Source organism: Paenibacillus sp. MMS18-CY102, from assembly GCF_009789195.1.
GTDB lineage: Bacteria > Bacillota > Bacilli > Paenibacillales > Paenibacillaceae > Paenibacillus_T.
In genome coordinates, this window is the sequence record NZ_WSTC01000003.1 from 135,636 (window position 1) to 153,823 (window position 18,188).

The window sequence follows — 18,188 nt, forward strand, 5'->3', positions numbered from 1 at the left end:
GAAACCTCATGATGTCTCGCGCAGTGCTGCGTCTCGCGCAGTGCTGCGCCTCCCGCCTACTGCTTCGCAGGCGGAGCGCTACGTTATGTTAACGGATTGCCCGGTACAGCAGAACCGCTGCCTCCGCACGGGTAAGCGCACCCGCCGGATTCAGCTTGCCGCCGCTGCCCTGAAGCAAGCCAGCATCAAGCAGCGATGCCATTGCTTGAACCGCATAGGCCGATACCGAAGCGCCGTCCGCATAATCGGACAGGCTCGCATTCGAGCCCGCCGCCAGCTCCGCCTGCTTTGCTTTCAGCGCGCGGGCCAGCAATACGGCTGCTTCTTCTCTCGTAATGCGGGCATTCGGATCAAATGTGCCATTGCCGTTGCCCGTCGCGATACCCAGCTCGCGAGCGATGCCAAGCGCATCGTAATAATAAGCTGAGCGCGGCACATCGCTGAAGCTGCCGTCAAACGGAGCGGACAGCTCAAGCGCCCTGACGAGCAGCAGAACGAAATCAGCTCGCTTGATCGATGCCGAAGGCTGGAACTCGTTATCGTTTGCGCCTTGCACGATGCCTCTAGCGCTCAGCGCTTCGATTGCTTGCTTTGCCCAAGGCACGCGCGCCAAATCCGCAAAAGTTTTCGTCGCGTAAACGACAACGAAAGTGCCTGATTGTGCCGTTTTGAACGTCATTTGGCCCGTCTTGCTATCGTAGCGGCTGCTCGGGATCGGCGTCGCATGCCCCTGCCCGTCGATACGCCAGACGACCAGACGCTCGCTGTGCGCCAGCTCCGCCTCGGTTGCCTTATAAGGAAGCGCGACCGTGACAGCCGAGCTAAAGCCTCCCGCTACAGGCTTGCCTTGCGATTGCAGCGACAGCTCGATGGCCGGACGGCCACCCGCCGCGCCGCTCACTGTTGCACTCAACCCTTTAGCTGGTTGAACCGTCCATACGACTGTGCTGCCAAGATCCTTCTTGCCAGCTAGCAGATCGCTTGGCAGCTCCACGGAGCCCAGCGGCGTTACGAGCGTAATAGCCGCACCTTTGCCTTTGCCCTTAGCCTCCGCGATTGCTTGCGTAGGCAGCTCGACCGCATAGCCGGTTGCGCCCGCAGCCGCGAATACGTTAACGGTAATACGGCGTACGCCGTCCTTCCCTGGCTCAGCTTTCCCGATAGCTTGATCTAGTGACTTTGCATCAAGCACAGCTTTGGCGATGCCCGTTGCCGAATCGACAACTGGCGTCACGTTCAAGCCGCTGCTTGTATCCGGCGTTGACGGACCGGAAGGCCCAGTTGGTCCAGTTGGACCGGTCGGGTCCACCGGACCAGACGGTCCGCCGGAACCGGCCGCATCCAACTGCGTAGCAAGCGATTGCTTCAACGTGCCAGCAGGCAGTAAGCTCACGAAACTGCGCGCCGCATCAAGCTGCGTTTTCGCCAAGCTTTGTACAGCAGCGTTAACCGCTGCAGTCGCGGAGCTTTCCAACAGCGCAGTATAGCTCCCGCTGAGCAAATACAAATCGCCGAATGCAACCGAGTCCTTGCTCGTGCCAATCCCTTGGTTGTATTCCATGAAAGCAGCGCGTCCAGCGCCGTCGTTCTCGTTAGCAAGCAGCGTGAAGCCGATTGGCTTCGTCGGGTCGAACGAAACGCCCGGCCCGTGCAGCTCTGTCCATGGAAGCGTAATTGCGTAAGTCGTGACGCCGCTCGCGTCGTCGCGAACGATCGACGTATGCGCACCAGCAATATTGCCAGCAGCAAGACCCGAAGGCGCACGCCATCTCCACTGAGTCACCGTGCCTGTGTTGCTCAACGCAAAGCCAAGCTCGCTAACATTAGCGCTGCCTGCGCCCGCTTGGCGGGACAGATCAAGCGCAAGCTGGATGCTGTCGCCCTGCCAAATATCGCCGCCCGTCCACGACTGCGCGTGATGGTCGTCATGAACGTCGATCGCAATGTAAAGATTGTCGTCGTCCCACGTTACGTTGGATTGCAGGCTCAAGTCGTCTACGCCGTTCCATTTGCCGCCGAGGCTAAAGTACTGATCGGCTGCATTCAGCGTGATCGCTGGCGCATCAGCCGCAGAGCCGCGCTTCGACGCGAACGACTGCTTCGTTTTGACCGATGTCATATACGAATACCCTGAGTCGAGCACAACTTTAAATTTAAGCGCATCTGCCGCCAGATAAGGCAGCGGAACCGTCACGCTTTGGCCATGCCCAAGCTGCTCGAACCGAATCGGCGCCATAGTGCCTGCATAGCTCGCCGGCTGTACCCACTCGATTCGGCCGCCAACAGGCTGCGGATCGGTTGCATTCGTGACCGAGAGCTTCAAGTTCGATTCCGCCGGATGCGCCTCGTCGAACGTCCCTTTTACTAATTGCAGCGTAACGGGCACAAGGTTCGTTCCGACGACTTTATCCGCCGCCTCATTCGCCAGCTGCATGCCGCCCTTGAACACGTTGTTGCTCACATTCAAGCGCTCGATGTCCGAGCCTGCGGATACATGCGTCGTGCCCGCTTGCTGGAAGTACGAGTTATACAAGTCGACATCCCCGCCCAGCGCATTCACGCCGCGTTCGCCGACGTTCGTGAAGTTCGCCTGCTGGATGTTCAGCTTACCCGCATAAGCATCGATCGACCGCGTCGTATCGCCCCACATGGAGCTGTTGAAGAACGTTGCTTCCCCATCGAACGATGGTGCCGTCGTGATGTATACCTTATCGGTCGTGCTCAGCGAGACGAGCTCCGTATTTACGAAGGACAAGCCGTCCGCTCCTGCGCCTTCCAGATAAACGCCCTTCTTGCTGCCATCCGTGCCATGCCCGATGATGACGGCTTCCGGTCCGTTGCCGTTCTGCTTCTCAAAGTGAATGCCGTATTGGGAGCCATAAACGAAGGTATTGAAAATCGTCTCTCCGCTTACGTCGCCGACGCGGAACGCATCGAGATGCTCCTTCTGGTAATCCCATACCTTCTGGAAATCCGCATCCGTCGACGGATGGTTCGGATAATTGTTCCGCCCATAATAGTGCGGGTTAAACTGCACGTTGCGAACGATGCCGTCAGATGCTCCCCCGCCAATGACGATGCCTTCTTTCAGCGGTGATCCAGCAACGTAATCAATATAATGGCCGCTCGTATCGTAGCTCGCAAAATCAAGCCCCAAATACGAGTTAATCAGCGTCGTATCAATCGCATACACGCCATGGCCGCGCCCTTGAATCGTCCAAGCATAAGGCTTAACCGTGTCCCAGCTCTGCTGGTCGTAATAGACGGACAGCCCGCGAACGCCTGCCGATGCTTCCAGCGCGATCAGCGGTTCGCCGTCCGCGTCATTCTCGCCATGGTTTGTGAAAATCACAGTGCCGCCGCCGATCGTATGATGCGCGACATCCCATGAGCCGCGCAGCTCTACGCCGCTTGGCACCGAAATCGGCTGCTCAACACGGTAGATGCCAGCTGGCAGATAAACCGTGCCGCCGCCTGCCGCCGATGCCGCATCCAGCGCCGATTGCAGAAGGCCGGACACATCAACGCCGCCGCTCTTATCCGCGTTGTATGGCGCCTTCGTAAGATCAAACAATTCGCCGATTGCCGGCTTCGGCGCTACAGCGAGGTCAGTCGAAACCGCGGAAGGCAGCGGCTTCATCGTGTAACGAGCGTCCTGATGAATGTTCAGCTCCGCTCCGTCGCTCTGGTCGTCAACCTTCAGCTGCCCATTGTGCCCCGAGTTAAGCGAACGAACCTCCGCCACGCCCCCTGTCAACAGCAGATGATGATCCGCCTTCGCGAACGTGGACTGCCCCAGAATAATCGAGCCGCCTTCCGCCGCCAGCGCATAGCCGCCCTGCTGCTCATTCCAATTCTCGAACATGCTGTTCTCGAACGACAGCACGCCGCTACCTTCGCTCAGCACTGCATGCAGTGGCGCTCCGCCAACCGTAACCTTGTTGAACTGCACGATAGAATGGAACCCTTGCGTCGCATAAATCGCCTTCGGCGCATCGCCGACGCTTGCCTTAAAGCTGCTGTCTGATACGAGCAAGCCAAAATCATTGACCCCTTCGATCTTCAGCGCTACGTTACAATCTTCGATGTTCACGCGATACAGCTGTGCGTTCGCCGTCTCCAGCGATCCCGTCCGCGTCGTAATCCGCATGCCCGTCTTAAAGCCCGAGATGCTGATGTCGGACATATACTCCCAGTCCGACCGCCCCATGACGATGCCTTCTGCGTTCTCCGTCATGTACGCATGCAGCGATGCTGCATCTGGCGCGCCCGGAAGGCCGGAATTCGCCCAATAGCCAGGTGCGAGATGAATCCGTTCCAGACGGCCGATATCCGTCGTGAAATCAAGGAAAATGCCGGTCTTAAGTGCCGTGCCGTACAAGTTGTTCACATAATGCAGCTCGTTCCATACCGGACCGATCTTAATGCCGTTGTACGCATTGACGAGCGTGACGTTCTTCACTGTCGCGCTGTCGCCAGACAGCTGCTCAATTGTCCATGGGTAAGCGACCGGGCTGGCTGCTGATTGCTCTGGATACCAGATCGAGAGATTCGTCACGCCGCTGACCGGCTGCATCCGAATGAAGCTCTCCCCGTTTTCATTGCCGCGCCCGCCATAGGAAGCCAGCACTGTTCCCCGCACTGCGCCGACTTGCGATTCCGGGTTAGCCCAGTCGCCGCGCAGCGTTACGCCAGTCGGAATGATGAGATTGCCATTCACGCGATAGATGCCATCTGGCAGAAACACAACGCCGCCGCCGTTATTGCCCGCCGCATCAATCGCCAATTGCAGCGATTCCGTGTCGTCCGTCGCGCCATCACCGAGCGCGCCGAAATCACGGGCGTTATAATCAGCGATCACGACATCTGACGTTGGGTAAACCGTCGCATATACTTTCGCGTTCGCTGGGGCGCCCACTCGCTTCGCCTTCGTGACCGTCACCGCATGCACGCTCATATCCGGATTGTTCGCCGGCGCGCCATTGCCGCTAATGCCGATTCGGAAGTCCGCGCCATTCGTCCGATTCGCGAACTTCGCGTCGCTCAGCTTGAACGTATAGCTCTTCCACTGGCCGGAATCGCCGTACGTATAGGCAGGCGCGTCCTTAAAGCCCATGTTGTCGCCCTGTGCGTCATATTGCAGCACAATCGTGCCGCTGCCTTGATCGAGATATTCAACCGATACGTACACGTCTTGCGTGCTGTTATCGAACAGATAGCCGTCGTCTACGTTCATGTACAAATAAAGCGTCCGGTCACCCGGCGCAGCGCTATTCGTGCGCCAATAGCTTTTGCCAGCCGCCTCACCTTTAATGAGACCGCTTTCATTATCACCCGCTCTAGCCGTGATGCCCGACTCAACGGACGGGTCCCCAAGCACGATGCTTGCGCTGTCGGACGAAGCGCCCTTGAGCGTCTTCTTCACCGAGGCGGAAGCGAGCTTCAAGTCCGCGTTCGTCTGCCAGCTAGCTCCGCCGCCTTCGATGCCGACCCGGAAGTCGCCGCCGCCCGTCCGGTTCGCAAACTTTGCATCCGTTACCTTGAACGTATGGGTCTTCCACGTTCCGGTATTCGTGTAATTAAACAACGGAGCATCCTTGTATCCCGCTGTCTGCGAATCATATTGAAGAACGATGCTGCCGCTCCCTTGGTCGAAATAATCGACACTAACTTCGACGTCGTAATCCGCGCTATCGTACAAATAGGTGTCGTCCACATTCATGTAGAAATAAATAATGCGCGAGCCGTCTGTCTTATTCGTCTGCCAATACCCTCGATTATCCTGCGTCCCTGTAAGCAATCCCGTCGCATCATCGCCAGGCCTTGCCGTAATGCCATTCTCCACCGGCACGTCGCCAAGCGTAATGCTAGCGCTTTCATTATTAACCTGCGCAAAGGCGCGAGGCGGCAGGCTAAGCCCTGTAACAACGAGCAGCAGCGCAAGCGCCGCCGCGGCAATAATTCGAATTTGATCCCGCAATCGTCTTGCTTTCACGTGAGTATCCTCCATCTCTAGTTAGATTTATGGCATAGAGAAAGAGAGGCCTCGCTTTCAGCTTGCAAGGTCGGCCTCTCTCTCTTCGATGTGTGAATTACTTTTTGCTGGCCAAGTATGCGTCAATCTGTTTTTGCGTTTCAGCAATGACTTTATCCAAGCCGTTTTTCTTCTGCGTTTCAATATAATCGTTAACTGCTTTGTCTACGTTCTTAACCATGCCGTACTCGATTGGGCGGCTGATCTCGTCAGACGCTTGGTCGCGTTTCGCGATTTCATTGCGCATCGTGTCTTCGGCGATGAACAAGCCATCAATCGGAGAGTTAACGTTGTTCGGCTGGCTTGCGAATTCTGCTTCTTGGAGCCAGAAATCTTTGCCGTATGTCATCGTTGGGCGCATGAATTGCGGCTTCCAGAACGCCCATTGGCCGCCCCACTCCATGTAGTTGCTCGTCGTTGTTTGCATGCCTTCTGGATACTCGGCTGCGTCGCCTTTGAGCACATACGTTTTGCCTTCGATGCCGTATTGCACGAGATCATACAGCGTACGGTCCGTCTCGAGCATGTCGAGGAAACGAAGCACGCGATCTGCATGTTTTGCATTTTGGTTAATCGCCACAACGTTTGCGAGCGCCGTACGGTTCACGTAACGTTTGTCTGGGTAAAGCAGCGACATTTCTTGTTTGTAGGAACTGTCTGTGAAGCCAGGGTTCGCGTTCGCCCACTCATGAGACGTTACTGTAAACAGCAGCTTGCCGTTGCGCCATTGCGACTCGGCGCCTTCCTTGTCGATCATCGCGTCGCGGTTGATCAGCTTGTCGTCGTACCATACTTTGGCAAGCTTCGAAGCTTCCATGAAGAACGGCTGCTGCTCGATCGATTGAACCGTAATCTTCGGATCATTCAGATAGAAGCCCAAGCCATGGAAGTTCAAGTCGACCCACTCGTCGCGAATCATATAAATCGACAACGGTGTCGTACGGGAAATTTTTTCGTTCGGGAATGCTTTCTTCAGATCACGAAGCAGTTTGTCGATATCCTCGATTGTCTTAACGGAATCCTTGGAAACGTCAATGCCTGCTTGCTCCGCCAGGTCGGCGCGCCAGCCCGCGAATTTGCGCTCGTTCATCTTCATCGTCCAAGGCAATCCAACGATATTGCCGTTAACCGTTGCAGCGGTAAGCGTGCCTTGCTCTTGGTATTTCTTGTACAGGTTCGGCGCGTATTTCGGCAGCAGGTCATTCAGCGCCATGTACGAGCCTTTAGCTGCCATTTGTTTGTACGACAGCCAGTCGCCGTCGAAGTTCATGTCCCAATCGTCGCCGGAAGCGGCCATGACGAGCATTTTCTCTTTGAAATCGCCAAACGGAATGAAGTTAATGTCAAACTTGATGTTCAGCCCTTTGCCCTTCACATAGTTGCTGACCGCGGTCCATACTTCGTCCGTCGCTGCTTTCTTGTCGCCGCCGAAGTAGAACTTGAGCGTAACCTCGTCCTCCTGGCCTGCCGAAGAATTGCCCTCCGTTGCAGGCTTAGTGCCTGCATCTTTGCTCGGCTCGGATTCATTGCTGCTGCCGCATGCCCCAAGCGCGATGCTCAGGAACAGCATAATCGTGGTGAACAGGATCAGCCTAACTTTTCTGCTTTGCTTCATGCCAACCTCTCCCCTGTATAAAATATATATACTAAACGGCTGTATCGCGTCCGGTTCGGAGCTTGCCCTCCCCTTATTCTAGCCGATTTAGTCACCCTTTTACCGCGCCGACCATCAAACCTTTAACGAAGTAACGTTGAAGGAACGGATATAAGAAAATGATCGGGCCAATCGTGATTACGGTAAGCGCCATCTTAATCGATTCGGACGGCATCTGTGCCGATATGCGCTGCATAGCAGCCGCATTGCTAGAGCTCTTCAAGAACTCGATGTTGGAGATGAGCGTCCGCAGCAGCAGCTGCAACGGCTGAAGCTCTTGTTTGTCCACGAACATCAAGCCGAGGAACCAATCGTTCCAATAGCTAAGTGCCACGAACAAGCCGACGGTCGCCAGCACGGGAAGCGCAAGCGGCATGATCAGGCGAAGGTAGATGCGGAACTCGCCAGCGCCGTCGATTTTGGCAGACTCATGCAGGTCCTCAGGAATCGAGAGCATGAAGTTGCGAATGAGGAACATGTTGAAGGCGTTGGCCAGCGGCGGCAAAATGAGCGCCCACAGCGTATCCTTCAGGTGCAAATAATTAACGCAGATGATATACCAAGGAACAAGACCGCCATTGAATAGCATTGTGATGATGACGTAAATGGACAGCACATTCCGGTATTTGAACGAACGTCTCGCCATGACGTATGCGCCCATGCTCGTCAAGAACAGCGACAGCACCGTGCCGACGACAGTTACGATAATGCTGATGCCGTAAGCGTCGAAGATGCGATTGGACCCGAGCAGCAGAATGCGGTACGCGTCGAACGAAATATGTTTAGGCCACAGCGAGTAGCCGAAGTCCATAATGTCTTTCTCCGTGCTAAGTGAGCCGGAGATAACCATCAGGAACGGGAACAGGCAGGATAAGCTGAACAGGGTGACTAAGACGACGATCATCGTCTGGCTGATCGAGAACCGTTTGGCCATAATGGCTCATGACCTCCTTCTTTAAGTTAGAAAATAGCGGAATCCTTATCGACTTTGCGTGCAGCATAGTTGCTGAGGAGTACGAGCACGAAAGCGATCATCGACTGCATGAAGCCTGCCGCAGATGCCATGCCGATATCCCCCGACTTGCGCAAGCTCCGATAGACGAACGTGTCGATAACGTCGGTCGTTGGGAATAGGAGTGAAGCGTCGCCAACCATCGCATAGAACATCCCGAAATCCGCGTTCATGATGCGCCCGACCGCCAGCAGCGTCAAAATAATGATCGTCGGCCTTAGCATCGGAAGGCTGATATAACGAATCTGTTGCCAACGGGATGCCCCGTCGATGGAAGCTGCCTCGAAATACGAATTATCGATTGAGGTGAGCGAGGCCAGGTAAACGATCGTTCCGTAGCCGGTTACTTTCCAGCGAATCGCCATCGTCAGAATGAACGGCCACAGCCCTGCATTGCTATAGAAGTCGATCGGCTCGAAGCCCAGCCACATGACGAACCGGTTGACCGCACCGCTCTCAAAGTTCAACAAGTTGTAGGCGAAGACGCCGACGACAATCCACGAGATGAAAAACGGCAGAAACGTAAGCGATTGGGACAGCCGTTTGAAAAACTTATTTTTCATCTCGTTGAGCAGCAGCGCGAGCCCAACTTCGAACACGAGCCCGACAATAATGAACAGTGCGTTCAGCAGAATCGTGTTGCGAATGGCGCGGAACGCCGCGTCAGAAGAGAACAGGTAATCGAAGTTGTTGAATAGCGGATGCATCCAATCGCTGCCGAAAATCCCTTTTTGAAAATCGAAATCTTTGAAAGCAATAACTAGTCCGGCGAGCGGCAGGTAGTTAAAAAGAAAGAGGAGCACCGCTACTGGCAGGAACATCAGCAGCAGCGTCCGGTTGCGGATTAATTCTCGCAGCATGCCATTGGGTCTCATAACCATCTACCTTTCTTCGTTGTGATAGTTCTATCTTAGCGGTTAGGGGAGCCAGCCTGCCATGAGCCGATCTTAACGTTTGCAGGGCGATATTAGCGCGAGCGAATCTCCTTGTGAAACCGCTCTCATAATCATGCGCTCCTTCCGTAAAGTCTCGACCGAATAGGGCAGATTATCCTGCCCTATTCGCGCTCCTGCACGCTAGCCGCTATATTATGCTCGATCATGAACCGGTAAAAAACTTGTCCAGATAAAAGAAGAAAGCCGCCCCGATAACGGACGGCTTTCTTCTTTTATAGCATTATAGCTTAATTGGCTTAACCATTCATTCTATTAACGCAGCAGCTCGGAAGTAGACTCCGCCCCTTCCCTGAGTATCGGATGGCGAAGCGTGATGCGCGTGCCGATTCCTTCGCCGGTCTCGATGCTGAGCTTGTAGGCTGAGCCAAAATACAGCTTCAGCCGCTCGTTCACATTGCGCAGCCCGACTCCGCTTCTGGACGCGCGTGGAGCCGCCGAACGCGTATCCTCGTCTGCCTCCAGCCTCCGCAGCACTTCCTCAGGAATGCCATTGCCGTTGTCGGATAGCTCGATGACGACATCGCGCCCTTCCGTTCTGCCGGTCAAGACGATCTTGCCTTGTTCAAAATTTTGCCGAATGCTATGCTCGATCGCATTCTCAACGAGCGGCTGAAGCAGCAGCCGCAAGAACGGTACGGCGAGCGTCTCCTCGCCGAAGATATATAGGATGCGGACAGGCTTGCCCATCCGGGCCTGCTCGATGAGCACATACGCTTTGACCTGCTCGATTTCGCGCGCAAGCGTCGTAATTTCTTTGCCGGAATTCAAGCTTAGCCGCAGCAGATTGCCTAGCGCCGACACCATCTCGCTAATGTCGGTCCGCCCATGGTTCTCCGCCTTCCAGCGGATCGATTCGAGCGTGTTGTACAAGAAATGCGGATTGATCTGGTGGCTGAGCACCTGGAACTCAAGCTCCTTCTTCTTGCGCTCGGAATGGGACGCCTCTTCGACCAGCCCTTCAATCCGATCAATCAAGCTGCCGTAGCCGCGGTACAGCCATCCCACCTCATCCAGCCGCGTAGCAAGCGGAGGCGAGAAGCGGAAATCGCCCGACTCCGAGCGCCGCATGAGCCGAACGAGCTTCACGATTGGCTGCGTATAATTGACTGTAATATAAGCAACGACGCCTACGCAGCAGACCAGGTAAACGATCAGAATAATGACGAGCAGCCGCGTGATTTCATCAATCGTCCCTGTCAGCTGCTCCATCGGCGTCAAGCTGACGATTCGCCATGGCTCGCTGTCCATTCCTACGGATGTCGCCAAATATTTCTTGCCCTTAATCTCAAGCGACTCCGAGCCGTCCTCTCTCGCCTCAATATAGGAACTGGAGGGAAACGGCTTGCCTGTCCATTCATTCGCCGTTGAATCGTACAACACCGTGCCATCTTCCCCTAACAGCAGCAGCTTCTGGTCTTCAACTTGATCCGATGGAGAAAAATAACGTTTGATCTGGTCCTCCGAAAGATCCGTTGCGATAATGCCGCGCGGCGTCTGATCGTACAGTCCCGAAAATCGCTTCACATACATGAGCAGCGGACGCGCAGACTTTCCCCGCGCAGGTTCGGACAAATGCCATGTTGGGCTAATCGAAGCTTGGGAACGCTGAAACCATTCTTCGCCAACGACGGTCACCGACTCTCCGATCGTGCTCATATAGGTCGGATACGTCCGCGGATGAATCGGAAACAAGCGAACGCGGAATGCATCGACAAGCGGCGTCGCCTGATAAAGCACGGTCAGCATATTAACAGTAAAACTTTCCTCCTCGGCAGGGCTCTTCGGTTCGCGCTCCAGCAGTTCTTGAATGCGCTTGTTGCCAATTAGTACATTGATTTGGTCATTCACGTCATTTAAATAGATTTCAAAATTTTTGCGCGCCTGCAGCAGGTAGCTTGTCTGGATCGTCGTATTCGCATTCATGATGCCTTCGATTGACTTGATATGCGCATAGTAAGCGAACAGCAGGAACGGCAAAATAATGATGACGAAAAAGATCAGGATCATGCGGTTGCGAAACGACGATAGCATCTGAATCGGCTTCCTTCTAATCATCCGCGATTCCTTGCATATTCCGGAATTCCTTCGGCGTGCAGCCCATCTGCTTCTTGAACAGCTTCGTGAAGTGGACTGGGTCCTTGTAGCCGACGCGGGACGCCACCTGATAGATTTTGAACTGGACATCAGACAGCATCCGCTTGGCATGCTCCATGCGAACATCCGTCACATGCTCAAGAAACGTCTTGCCCTTCTCCTTCTTAAACAGCTTGCTCAGCCATACCGGCGTCACATGCACCTCTGCCGCCACGCTCTGCAGCGTAAGCCCATCCGAATAATGTTTGGCGATATACCGGTCCGCTTCTTGAATGATCTGGCTCGGGGATGACGCATAGCTGCGAAAATCACGAGCGACCGCCAGCAGCAGCTGCTCGGCCTTACCACGCAGCGACTCCAGCGTGTCGTACTGCTCCAACTGCTCCCATAGGGCAATCGGATTGCGTTCCCAGCTTCGATCCTGCCAGCCGAACTGCGCGGCTTTCTTATAAACATGGAGCAGCCATTCGAAAATTTGCTGATGAATGTCCCGGCTATGCGGCAGCGCCCATGATTGTACCATTTCGACGAAGCCGTCCATTAGTCCAGCAATGTCTTCGTCTGAACCGTACCGAATCAAATCGAGCACTTCGTCGGGATTGCGGACGGACGGATTGTCCTGGGTCGCCTCCTCCTCCCAGCCTTGGCTCGTCAACAGCCGATTGCCGCCGTAGACCGCCTTTTGCTCCAAAATGCCGCTGCTCTCCGCGAACAGCTCATGCAGTTGCTGATACGAACCGAAGAGCGAGCACAAGCCGACGCTAACCTTCGCCTTAACGAACCGGTTCACACGCTCGATGCACAGCTGCGCCAGCTCCTTGCACTGCTCCATCGACTGCTGGTCTGGGCAGCCCACCATGATGGCCCATCTCCCTCTCGCATCCTGGCACAGCGCCGCAGCAAGCGGTGAATCCTCCTCCAGCGTTTGTTTGACAACGTTTCCAATTCCAAACAGAATGAGCCCTTTCTCGCTTCGGTCCCGGCGGTTCTCAATCGCCTTCAGGTCATCGGCCTCCATCACCATGACAGCCATCTTCTCCCGGATCATCCAATCCAGCTGCAACGTCTGCAAGCGGTGGACAACCCGGCTTTCCCGGCTCGCGCTATGGGGGTGCTCCAGCATTTCCCTCAGCAGCTCCTCGCGCATAATCGTCATCGCATTCTGGACATGGCTATCCATGAGCGTCTGGTTTGTCCGCTCCAGTTGCTCCCGCTCCAGCTGTACAATCGCCTTGCGAACGACCTCGCCGAGCTCCGTTATGTTAATCGGCTTCAACACGTAATCCATCGCGCCGAGCTTCATTGCCTGCCTTACGATATCAAAATCATCATAGCCGCTAATGACGATTGACCGCCATCCCTCCGCCCGTTCCGCTGCCAGCAGTTGAATGAATTCAAGACCTGTCATTCTCTGCATTTTGATATCGGTCACGATAAGTTCGGGGTTCGATTCGCGGGCAACCGCCAATGCCATCTCGCCATCCTCGGCTGTCAAAATCTCTTCAATCCCGTAATCCGCCCATGGAAACTTTGCCTTCAGCCCCTCACGAATTTCCAGCTCGTCATCTACGATCAGAACGCGCATCCAGGCCCCCCGCCTTTCCATGATGAAATATCTTAATACGTAATTGTAGTGCCCCGCAGCAAAACAAGCAATGAGGCAATCTTAAATTGGCATGGGGCAATCCAATCCATCTATAACGGCGCGGAAGATACGATAAGCATGCCCGTGAAAGTTTGTATTTGCCTCATTGTGGGCATTGATGGGCGTTTCTTATAATTACAGCCATAACCGACTACTATCTATGAAACGAGGACTGCCCTATGAACGCAAGCAAGCCCGTCATTCACATCGTCTCCCACACCCACTGGGACCGCGAATGGTATATGCCTTACGAAGCCCATCACGTCAAGCTGATCGAAACGATGGATACGCTGCTCCAAACGTTCGAGGGGGACCCTGAATTCCGCAGCTTCTACCTCGACGGCCAGACGATTGTGCTGGAAGATTACTTGCAGATTTACCCGGAGAAAAGGGCGCTGCTTGAGCAGCTCGTCCAAGCAGGCAAGCTGTCCGCTGGACCTTGGTACATTTTGCAGGACGAGTTTCTAACCAGCAGTGAAGCGAACATCCGTAACTTGCAAATTGGCCACCGCGATGCCGAAGGCTTCGGCCCGGTTTCCAAGCTGGGCTATTTCCCCGATTCGTTCGGCAATATGGGGCAAGCGGCGCAAATTTTGCTTCAAGCTGGCATCGATACCGCCGTCTTCGGGCGCGGCGTCAAGGCAACGGGGTTTAACAATCAAGTTGAGGACAGCGCAAGCCTGGAATCGCCATTCTCCGAGCTCTATTGGGAATCGCCCGACGGCTCCCGCGTGCTCGGCATTCTGTTCGCGAACTGGTACAACAACGGCATGGAAATTCCAACCGATCGCGAAGAAGCGAAGCGCTATTGGGATCACCGAATTACGGCGGCGCAGCGCTATGCATCGACACCTCATCTGCTGATGATGAATGGCTGCGATCACCAGCCGGTGCAGACCGACCTATCCGAAGCGATTCGCGTTGCAAGAGAGCTGTATCCCAACTATGAGTTCATTCATTCGAATTTCGACGATTATGTATCAGCGGTTCAAGCTGCCTTGCCAGAGAAGCTTAGCGTTACACGCGGCGAGCTTCGTGGACAGCGGACGGACGGTTGGTTTACGCTTGCCAATACCGCATCTGCCCGCGTCTATATTAAGCAGCTGAATCAACAGAACCAGACAGCGTTGGAAAAGGTGACGGAGCCGCTTGCCGCAATTGCCCATCGCCTCGGCAAGCCTTACCCCCATGCCCTGCTCCAATACGCATGGAAGACGCTCATGCAAAACCATCCGCATGACAGCATTTGCGGCTGCAGCGTTGATGAAGTGTATCATGAAATGATTACTCGCTTCGCGAAGAGCACTGAGGTTGCTCGCGCCTTGACGGAAGAAAGCGCTAAGGCGATTGCAGCTGAAGCGGACACTTCCGCCTTCTCCGAATATGGGGATTCGGCCGTTCCGTTTATCGCGCTAAATACGAGCGGCTATGAAGGCAAAAACGTCGTAACCATTGAAGTTGAATGGTCGAAGCGTTACTTTAACCAAAGCGAAAATCCGATCGCTGTGTCACAGGAAGTGGCGGACCGAACGCATGCGCTAGGTTATCTTGTTAACGCGGAAGGCGAACGCATCAGCCATACGCTCGTCGATCTCGGCGTCCGGTTCGGCTATGACCTGCCGAAGGATAAATTCCGGGCACCCTATTATGCCCGTGCCTTGCGGCTTACATTCGAGACCGACACGCTCCCAGCTATCGGGTTCGCTAGCTATGCATGGGTGCCGGATCGCAGCGTGGGGACCGCAAGCGGTGATGATTCGTCTCTCGTCGCGGGCGAGCGGACGCTTGAGAATGAAGCCATTCGCGTCATCATCCAGGATGACGGCAGCTACGATCTATTCGATAAGCGAAGCGGCGAAGCCTACGCCGGGCTTGGCTCCTATGAGAATGTTGGCGATATCGGCAACGAATATATTTTCATGCAGCCGCATGGCGATGTCGCGATTACGACGAAAGGAGCTGCTGCGGAAATTCGGCTCGTCGAAAATACACCATATCGGGCAGCATTCGAAATCGTCCATACGATGATGGTGCCAGATTCAGCAGACGAGCAGCTTGCTGCAGAGGTGGCTACGATGGTGCCGTTCCAGGTACGGCACGCCGGCCGATCCGATCGGTTGGTTCCGCTGGGCATTACGACGAGAATCAGCCTCGACCGTTCAGGCAAAGGCGTCCGCCTTCGCGCCGGCATTAATAATCAGAGCAAGGACCATCGCCTGCGGGTACTAGTCCCTGCTGGCGTCGATGCTGCCACCCATTTTGCCGACTCCATCTTCGAAGTCGCGGAGCGCCACACGGTTCCTTCGCCGGAATGGCAAAACCCGAGCAACTGCCAGCATATGCAGGCTTTCATCGATGTGCATGACGATAGCCGCGGGCTCGTCGTTGCAGGCAAGGGCCTAAACGAATATGAGGTGCTGCAGGACGGAATGGGCACGATGGCGGTTACACTGCTACGAAGTGTCGGCGAGCTTGGCGACTGGGGCGTCTTCCCTACGCCGGATGCACAATGCATCGGCCAGCAATACGCCGAATGGATGATCATTCCGCATGGCGGCGACCAACGATTCGACGCTTATCAAGAAGCCTATCGCTTCCAAGTGCCGAACACGGCCGTATCGACAAGCATTCATGCAGGATCGTTGGGCGTACGTGAAAGCTTCCTTGATTGGAAAGGCGAGCGGCTTGCCTTCTCCAGCTTGAAGGTAGGCGAAGCGAGCGGCGATTGGATGGCGCGCTGGTATAACCTGTCCGAAGCATCGACCGAGCTCGCTCTAGCGAATGTGCCAGTTGGCTCCCTTTATGCGAGCAACGTGCTGGAGCAGCCGGGCGAACCGCTCGCTGCGCAAGCTGCTGCCATCGGCGGATACGCGATCTCAACATTCGGCATCAAAATCAAGCAACCGTAGGCCATCTGGCACCACACTACGGCCAACTTTGCAGAAAGTCCCGGAGCCATCAAACGCTCCGGGACTTTTTGGGCTATTCACTATTTTCCTGACGGCACGACCCGATACACCCTTCTTCCGTTCACGGAGCTGCGCTGGACGTTCGTGCGGATCCGTTTGATGCCCGTAAGGTCCGTACGCCCTTGTGCATCCTTATGAATGTTCAGCTTTAGTATGAGGCCCTGCTGTGTATAGGGATTTTTGCGAAGCTTCGTCGAAATAAAATTGCCCAGCGAATACGCCGCCACTCGCTGCTTCGTCACGCCGCGCTTATCTGTTACCTTCTTGAGCACGACGGGCTGCAGCACATGCGGGTGCGCGCCCAGCACCACATTCGCGCCATGCTTGAACAGCAACTGGACGACGCGCTTTTGCTTCGCGTTTGGCGTCCGCTGAAACTCCTTGCCAAAATGGACGCAAACGATGATGAAATCGGTCCGATAGCGAAGCGACGCAAGATCGGCGATCATTTTCTTCTCATAAATTTTATTTACCATATACGAATGCGGCACCGGAATCGAATTGGTGCCCATCGTGTACGACAAGACGCCGACGCGAATGCCTTTGGCTGTAATAATCGTTTTCTTGCGCGATTCAGTAGGCGTACGGGCTGTCCCCGTATGCTTCAGCCCATGCTGGTCGAGAATGCGGAGCGTGCGCCTTAGCCCTGCCGAGCCGCCGTCCATGCAATGGTTGTTGGCTGTCGTCATCAGGTCGAACCCGCAGTTCCTTAGCGTAGTGGCCAGCGAATCCGGGCAATTGAACGCAGGATATCCCGTCCGGGGCGCTCTCGTCTCGTATTTGCCCGGCTGCTTGGGCGAGCCTGAGAACGTCGTCTCCAAGTTGCCGATCATAATGTCATTATTTCGAAGCGATGGCGCGACCTTCGCGAACATCGTCCCGAAAGCGTACGTATTCGTCTTAGGCTTGCGTGCCGATGCAATAATTGGCGCTTTCATCAGCAAATCGCCGATTGCTGCAACCGTAATTGAAGCCACTTGTTAGCCCCCCATGGTGTCATTTTGTTATATATATGTCCCTGAAGCGCAGAGGTGAAGAGGTGTCATTGCATAATGCGCAATGGGAACCTTCCGTGCGGGCCAGAAAAAATCGATTCCGTGTGCAAACACTGACATACTGTTGTCGCAATCGCCTAGTATAGTTATTTATGTAAGAACCACATTGAGGAGGCGATGGCATGTTTACGAGCATCCAAAACTTTATTGAAGAGTATACGGTGGAATACGAAGGCACCTATAAGCTGCTTCAATTGATCAAAGATGAGGCGCTTCAACAACGCGTAACGCCAGAAGGGCGCACGCTTGGCTACTTAGCTTGGCATCTTGTGCCGAGCAAAAGCATTTTCGAACCGGCTGGCTTGCAATTCGAAGGGCCGCCTGACCGAAGCCCCGCACCGGAGTCGGCGGAGACGATTGCCCAGACGTACCTTGCTGCTGCGCAATCTTTGATTCAAGCGATCCAAACGCAACTGACGGATGAGGACCTGCAGCGTACGGTAATAACGTTCAACCAGCCATGGAAAATTGGCTATACGTTGTCAGCGTTCTTGAAGCATGAGGTGCATCACCGCGGGCAGTTGACGATTCTGATGCGCCAAGCGGGTTTGCCGCTCATCGGATTGTATGGGCCGACGAAGGAAGAATGGGCAGAGTACGGCGTTCCTGCACCGGTGTAACGTAATCGCGTACCACAAGCGTAACGCGAATCTTTGTTTAACCTAACAGCCGATAAACGCATGATCCTAAAGGGGAACCGCCGCGGTTCCCTTTTTTGCTATGGATGGACCAACTCCGCCGCTTTCCACGTTTGGCCCCATATCTTCAC

9 protein-coding genes are annotated in these 18,188 nt (G+C 54.9%); 2 read left to right on the forward strand and 7 right to left on the reverse strand.

Annotated elements, in window-relative coordinates; translation table 11 throughout:
• Positions 1–88 precede the first annotated feature (88 nt).
• The 6 genes from GON22_RS03315 to GON22_RS03340 all read right to left on the reverse strand — a co-directional run bounded on the left by GON22_RS03315 (position 89) and on the right by GON22_RS03340 (position 13,335).
• The gene (locus tag GON22_RS03315) at positions 89–5,995 is read right to left on the reverse strand and encodes an S-layer homology domain-containing protein (RefSeq protein ID WP_160394701.1); all 5,907 of its coding nucleotides are present in this window, start codon (positions 5,993–5,995) and stop codon (positions 89–91) included.
• 97 nt (positions 5,996–6,092) lie between these two features.
• A complete protein-coding gene (locus GON22_RS03320) occupies positions 6,093–7,649 on the reverse strand; it encodes an extracellular solute-binding protein (protein ID WP_160394702.1) in 1,557 nt (518 codons plus the stop codon).
• A 91-nt stretch (positions 7,650–7,740) separates the two neighbouring features.
• Entirely contained in the window at positions 7,741–8,622 is an 882-nt protein-coding gene (locus GON22_RS03325; RefSeq protein WP_160394703.1) for a carbohydrate ABC transporter permease, read from the reverse strand.
• Positions 8,623–8,648: 26 nt separating this feature from the next.
• On the reverse strand, positions 8,649–9,575 hold the full coding sequence (locus tag GON22_RS03330; RefSeq protein WP_160394770.1) for an ABC transporter permease: 927 nt from the start codon (positions 9,573–9,575) through the stop codon (positions 8,649–8,651).
• 333 nt (positions 9,576–9,908) lie between these two features.
• Positions 9,909–11,687, reverse strand: a complete 1,779-nt coding sequence (locus tag GON22_RS03335; protein WP_237178996.1) for a sensor histidine kinase — start codon at positions 11,685–11,687, stop codon at positions 9,909–9,911.
• A 16-nt stretch (positions 11,688–11,703) separates the two neighbouring features.
• Positions 11,704–13,335: a response regulator gene (locus GON22_RS03340; RefSeq protein WP_160394705.1), complete on the reverse strand. Its 1,632-nt coding sequence runs from the start codon at positions 13,333–13,335 to the stop codon at positions 11,704–11,706.
• Between the two features lie 239 nt (positions 13,336–13,574).
• On the opposite strand from GON22_RS03340, the gene GON22_RS03345 reads away from it, so the two are divergent.
• Positions 13,575–16,304 (forward strand): alpha-mannosidase, encoded by a 2,730-nt coding sequence (locus tag GON22_RS03345; protein ID WP_160394706.1) that lies wholly within the window; start codon positions 13,575–13,577, stop codon positions 16,302–16,304.
• Positions 16,305–16,384: 80 nt separating this feature from the next.
• On the opposite strand, the gene GON22_RS03350 is transcribed toward GON22_RS03345, so the two are convergent.
• Positions 16,385–17,341: a CapA family protein gene (locus GON22_RS03350; protein ID WP_160394707.1), complete on the reverse strand. Its 957-nt coding sequence runs from the start codon at positions 17,339–17,341 to the stop codon at positions 16,385–16,387.
• A gap of 200 nt (positions 17,342–17,541) precedes the next feature.
• Between GON22_RS03350 and GON22_RS03355 the strand changes: the two genes are divergently transcribed.
• On the forward strand, positions 17,542–18,039 hold the full coding sequence (locus tag GON22_RS03355; RefSeq protein ID WP_160394708.1) for a DinB family protein: 498 nt from the start codon (positions 17,542–17,544) through the stop codon (positions 18,037–18,039).
• The last annotated feature ends 149 nt before the right edge of the window (positions 18,040–18,188 follow it).

Bases quoted from the DNA above. Each gene is read 5' to 3' on its own strand.
- GON22_RS03345 (WP_160394706.1), top strand. From the start codon at position 13,575: ATGAACGCAAGCAAGCCCGTCATTCACATCGTCTCCCACACCCACTGG.
- GON22_RS03325 (WP_160394703.1), bottom strand. From the start codon at position 8,622: ATGGCCAAACGGTTCTCGATCAGCCAGACGATGATCGTCGTCTTAGTC.
- GON22_RS03355 (WP_160394708.1), top strand. From the start codon at position 17,542: ATGTTTACGAGCATCCAAAACTTTATTGAAGAGTATACGGTGGAATAC.
- GON22_RS03320 (WP_160394702.1), bottom strand. From the start codon at position 7,649: ATGAAGCAAAGCAGAAAAGTTAGGCTGATCCTGTTCACCACGATTATG.
- GON22_RS03330 (WP_160394770.1), bottom strand. From the start codon at position 9,575: ATGAGACCCAATGGCATGCTGCGAGAATTAATCCGCAACCGGACGCTG.
- GON22_RS03335 (WP_237178996.1), bottom strand. From the start codon at position 11,687: ATGCTATCGTCGTTTCGCAACCGCATGATCCTGATCTTTTTCGTCATC.
- GON22_RS03340 (WP_160394705.1), bottom strand. From the start codon at position 13,335: ATGCGCGTTCTGATCGTAGATGACGAGCTGGAAATTCGTGAGGGGCTG.